This window comes from Yoonia sp., assembly GCF_017854415.1.
Lineage (GTDB): Bacteria > Pseudomonadota > Alphaproteobacteria > Rhodobacterales > Rhodobacteraceae > Yoonia.
Window position 1 is genome coordinate 1 of record NZ_JAFMHR010000194.1, and the last position, 3,657, is coordinate 3,657.

The 3,657-nt window shown below is 53.2% G+C and carries 7 protein-coding genes; 2 read left to right on the forward strand and 5 right to left on the reverse strand.

The features are described from left to right. Window positions 1-170 precede the first annotated feature (170 nt). From QZ197_RS15165 to QZ197_RS15170, 3 genes are all read right to left on the reverse strand, one after another. Window positions 171-407, reverse strand: coding sequence for a hypothetical protein (locus QZ197_RS15165; RefSeq protein ID WP_296433006.1), 237 nt, complete (start codon window positions 405-407; stop codon window positions 171-173). A gap of 168 nt (window positions 408-575) precedes the next feature. Next, complete coding sequence (locus tag QZ197_RS16150) at window positions 576-764, reverse strand: YdeI/OmpD-associated family protein (RefSeq protein WP_363157901.1); 189 nt, start codon at window positions 762-764, stop codon at window positions 576-578. A gap of 88 nt (window positions 765-852) precedes the next feature. Further along, the gene (locus QZ197_RS15170) at window positions 853-990 is read right to left on the reverse strand and encodes a hypothetical protein (RefSeq protein ID WP_296433007.1); all 138 of its coding nucleotides are present in this window, start codon (window positions 988-990) and stop codon (window positions 853-855) included. Window positions 991-1,316: 326 nt separating this feature from the next. On the opposite strand from QZ197_RS15170, the gene QZ197_RS15175 reads away from it, so the two are divergent. Then, window positions 1,317-1,751 carry a cytochrome c gene (locus QZ197_RS15175; RefSeq protein ID WP_296433008.1) on the forward strand — a complete coding sequence of 145 codons (435 nt, stop codon included), beginning with the start codon at window positions 1,317-1,319 and terminating at the stop codon, window positions 1,749-1,751. A gap of 27 nt (window positions 1,752-1,778) precedes the next feature. On the opposite strand, the gene QZ197_RS15180 is transcribed toward QZ197_RS15175, so the two are convergent. Then, complete coding sequence (locus QZ197_RS15180; RefSeq protein ID WP_296433009.1) at window positions 1,779-2,168, reverse strand: hypothetical protein; 390 nt, start codon at window positions 2,166-2,168, stop codon at window positions 1,779-1,781. A gap of 34 nt (window positions 2,169-2,202) precedes the next feature. Further along, complete coding sequence (locus QZ197_RS15185; RefSeq protein ID WP_296433010.1) at window positions 2,203-2,844, reverse strand: DUF5671 domain-containing protein; 642 nt, start codon at window positions 2,842-2,844, stop codon at window positions 2,203-2,205. 284 nt (window positions 2,845-3,128) lie between these two features. On the opposite strand from QZ197_RS15185, the gene QZ197_RS15190 reads away from it, so the two are divergent. Continuing rightward, window positions 3,129-3,530: a cytochrome c gene (locus QZ197_RS15190; protein WP_296433011.1), complete on the forward strand. Its 402-nt coding sequence runs from the start codon at window positions 3,129-3,131 to the stop codon at window positions 3,528-3,530. Window positions 3,531-3,657: the final 127 nt, after the last annotated feature.

The following is a 3,657-nucleotide window of genomic DNA, read 5'->3' on the forward strand; positions in this document are numbered from 1 at the left end:
CTGTCTGACGTCAGCGCCTATGGGTCCAAATAGCGTTATTTGATAAGAGAGTGTTGTTGGCTCATCGTAACCACTGAGGAGTGGGACATGAGACAGACAACTGGAACACGCAAAAACCCTTACGGGAAGATCGTTAAAGACATAGAAATGGCGCTCTAAGTGCAAATGCTTCACTTTTCGTCCCCAAGTCGCGTCACGGCCCCGCCGTTTGGCGCGATGCGCGCACTGAACGGCAACGGCATCCCGAGCATGGCGGCCATCACAATGTGACCCGCTTCGTGTGCTGCGATCCGTTCCAGATCCGTATCAAGGGAAAGCGGTACAGCTGCGGTAGTGGCATCCTGCAGATGCTGCGCTTTGACAGGGCTGCGTGCCCTCCGTGCGCGGCCTTTGGCATCGCGTGCCACGAGCGCAAGATCAGCACCGGATACCCAACAAGTGCATTGATTTAGGTCAATCTAGGCAGAGACCAGCAAATCCATAACAAAGTCGCGGGTTGGGCTTCTACTTTTGTAGAGGGAACTTCTTCCGTCTTTGGCGCCACGCATTGGCTTGCTGAGCGTCCTTCTCAAGGGCTATCGCCTCGGGCGCCATGCCATGTTCATATATGCGTCGCCAGCCCGCAGTTCATCGAGCATTTGCTGAAGTCGCCTCACCTTGGTGGCGTCGCGTTTTGCTCTCATGATCCAACCAAGATAGTCGTTGCGTTGGTACCATGGCCGCAGATCAAACGCGCCTTTCAGCTTCAAGAGCTTGCGCGACAAATTCTGGCATCGGATTGGCAGGTCGTTTCATGAACTCGGCCTTTCGTGCACTCCATGCAATCAACTGATTAACGCCTGTTTTGGCGGATCAGCCAGAGAACGCGCGGAAACCGATCACGGCAATCGCAATGAAGAAGAATACGACCGCGACTATGATCCGGATACGGGCGTACGGACCGACCATTGAGACAGAATCGCGTCGTTTGTTTTCTTCTTCATCCGTCATATGTATCCGTCCAACAAAATAGAAGAATATCACAACGCAGAGATCTGTCCAAACCCTGCATGGATTGCGAAGAAGGAGGCAGCAACCTGCCATTCGCAGTTCCGGGTGTGGTTATGACGCCTTCGACTATCCAGAAACACGGCAATGTTTTGCGCAAGCCGATAGGACATCTGAATTTGACGCCACTGCCGCAGCTATAGCGATGCAGCGAAACGTGCGTCACCTCGGGTGCGTGAAGCAAATGCGTGTTCTCGTGGCGATTGATCTTTGTCAAAAGATGTCACGTGCTTTGTAGTAGCGTTTATCCTCTAATTGGAGGATTGATCATGACCATTTCGAGTACCCAAGTCCTTGGTGTAGCTGCTGCACTTTTACTGAGTTCAACCGTGAGTGCCTTCGCTCAGGATATTCCTGAAAATGCCAAAGAGGGCCAAGCGGAATTCAATAATTCCTGCGCGTCGTGTCATGGCGGTGATGCAAAAGGGGCCGGTTTTCTGACTCGGTTGTTCAGAGGCGTTGACCCCGGCGATCTGACCCAACTTGCTAAAAACAACGACGGCCAGTTTCCTTCCGAACGGGTTTTCGAGGTGATTGATGGGCGCGCCGATGTCGCCGCACATGGTGATCGAAAGATGCCAGTTTGGGGCGAACGCTATTGGGAAACAGCGATGTCGCAATTCGGACCGGAGGAGTTCAACGAACAGCGGGCGCGGAACCGGGTGCGAGAGCTGGTTGTATTTCTTGAGGCAATCCAGGAATAAGTCGGCTTGCGATCTCTGGTTCAGGGGTTAACGGATGCGCCCAGTGATACACCCCGTGTCAGGGTTGAAAGTGGCATTCCATCGTGGATACCCCTGATAGTTTAGACGCATCGCTTTCTCTGCATCATAAAATACCGCGCAGACGGAAAATGCGGTCTCGTTCAGACGGGTGTAGTCGTAGGGAACATTGGTTTCATTATCGACAAGGACGTCCGCCTGAATTTCGATGCCGCCGCAATATGCACGAATGCTTTCCAGATCCAGTTTCTCGGGCAGTTGCGGCTGCAGAATCCGCCAGTTCGCGCAATGAAGTGCGGCCGCAATTTGTGTCAGGTTTTCGTAGCGGCGCAGATCAAACATGTCTCGTCGGGCGGCGTTCGGTCCACCAATGGTGAAAATCCCAAGCAGGATCGCCACGGAAACCGCAGCCGATACCCCTAAATTGAAAGCTCTACTGGTCACCACGAAGATACTCCACATCGCGCAGATAGAATACAAATATGGCCAAGGTTACGGCACCAACGGTTGTGGCCTTTAGAACGAAGCGCAACGTCGCGGATCCCTCAAGGAAGCCATAGATGAGAAAGATGGCATCACCCAAAAAGATCATCGCAGTGACAAATAATGTTAAATAAGTCAGATATTTGCGCACCGGTGATCGGCGGCTCATGGCGTTTTTCTCGACGCGGCTATGCGCGAAGCGCGACATCCATAAGTAGACAGGTGCAGCGACAACCAGCGTCGCAATCGCCCATCGCAAACGCATAGTCGCCCGCAGTTCCAAGTCAGGAAAATCGGCAGCATCCGGCATCCAAAGGTCAAGCAACGCATGCACCAGATTGATCAGGTAGATCGCCGTGTAGGCCAGCGCCGTGAACTGAACAGCGTAAATAAAGACGTCGCGCGCTGTGAACTGGGGGCGTGGCGCCGGAATGGGCGGTGAAAAGTCGATACGCGCATACTGGGCAAGGGCGTTGTCAATCTCGTTGGTTGACCACCCGGCTTGCCGCAGACCTTTACGGATTTCTTCGCGCGACCGATCCGCCAACAAAGCATCACGGACAAACTGCCTGACGGAGTCTTTTGCTTGCATTCTGCCATCTCCATTGCGGTGGTCGAATGGGTGAGCGTGTTTCACTGTCAAACCCAATGCGGGTCGTTCAGACGATATTTTGCGGGCGCTCGTGCTGATTGACATAAATCAAGCTGCTGGCTGTGGAGAGAAATTCAACGCAGATGTCCGCAAAATGGACCCCTTATCGCGTTTGATATTTATCAAATGCGAAAATGGATTGGAGCATAAATTGGTGACCTGACAGGAAGGATTCTGATTCCTGTCCGCACCATGAATGGTTTCGATAACTTGGGGGTCACACTATGGAATTCCGGAACGCCAAAGCGCACGTCATCGCAGCATTGATCTTTGCCAGCGGCACAGCCGTTGCCGAAGTTGCTGGCGAACACGAGTATACTGTCGCTTGCGCAGGCTGCCACGGCGAAAGTGCGATGGGTGATGGACCTCTTGCGGGCCTCTTGAATATTTCGACCCCAAGCTTGTTAGACCTCACACGGGCAAACGAAGGTGACTTTCCATTTGAAGCAGTGCTGACCACGATTGACGGGCGTGATGGCGTCAGGGCGCATGGCAGTATGATGCCGGTTTGGGGTGAACGCTTTCGAGTTTCGGCAACCAGCCAGCGTGGGGAAACCGCAGACATGGTCGCCCGCGGGCGTATCCTGTCACTTGTCTATTACCTGCAATCAATTCAGCAAGAGTAATCACAGGCCAGTACCGGTTTCTTTCCTCGAAGGGCGGGCGGTTCGACGCGAACCATCAACCCGAGCCTAGGTGTTTGATCCCATGGTTTGATGGTGCGATCTATTCTTTGGAATGGAAGGAAGCATT

Bases quoted from the DNA above. Each gene is read 5' to 3' on its own strand.
- QZ197_RS15185 (WP_296433010.1), bottom strand. From the start codon at position 2,844: ATGCAAGCAAAAGACTCCGTCAGGCAGTTTGTCCGTGATGCTTTGTTG.
- QZ197_RS15190 (WP_296433011.1), top strand. From the start codon at position 3,129: ATGGAATTCCGGAACGCCAAAGCGCACGTCATCGCAGCATTGATCTTT.
- QZ197_RS15170 (WP_296433007.1), bottom strand. From the start codon at position 990: ATGACGGATGAAGAAGAAAACAAACGACGCGATTCTGTCTCAATGGTC.
- QZ197_RS15175 (WP_296433008.1), top strand. From the start codon at position 1,317: ATGACCATTTCGAGTACCCAAGTCCTTGGTGTAGCTGCTGCACTTTTA.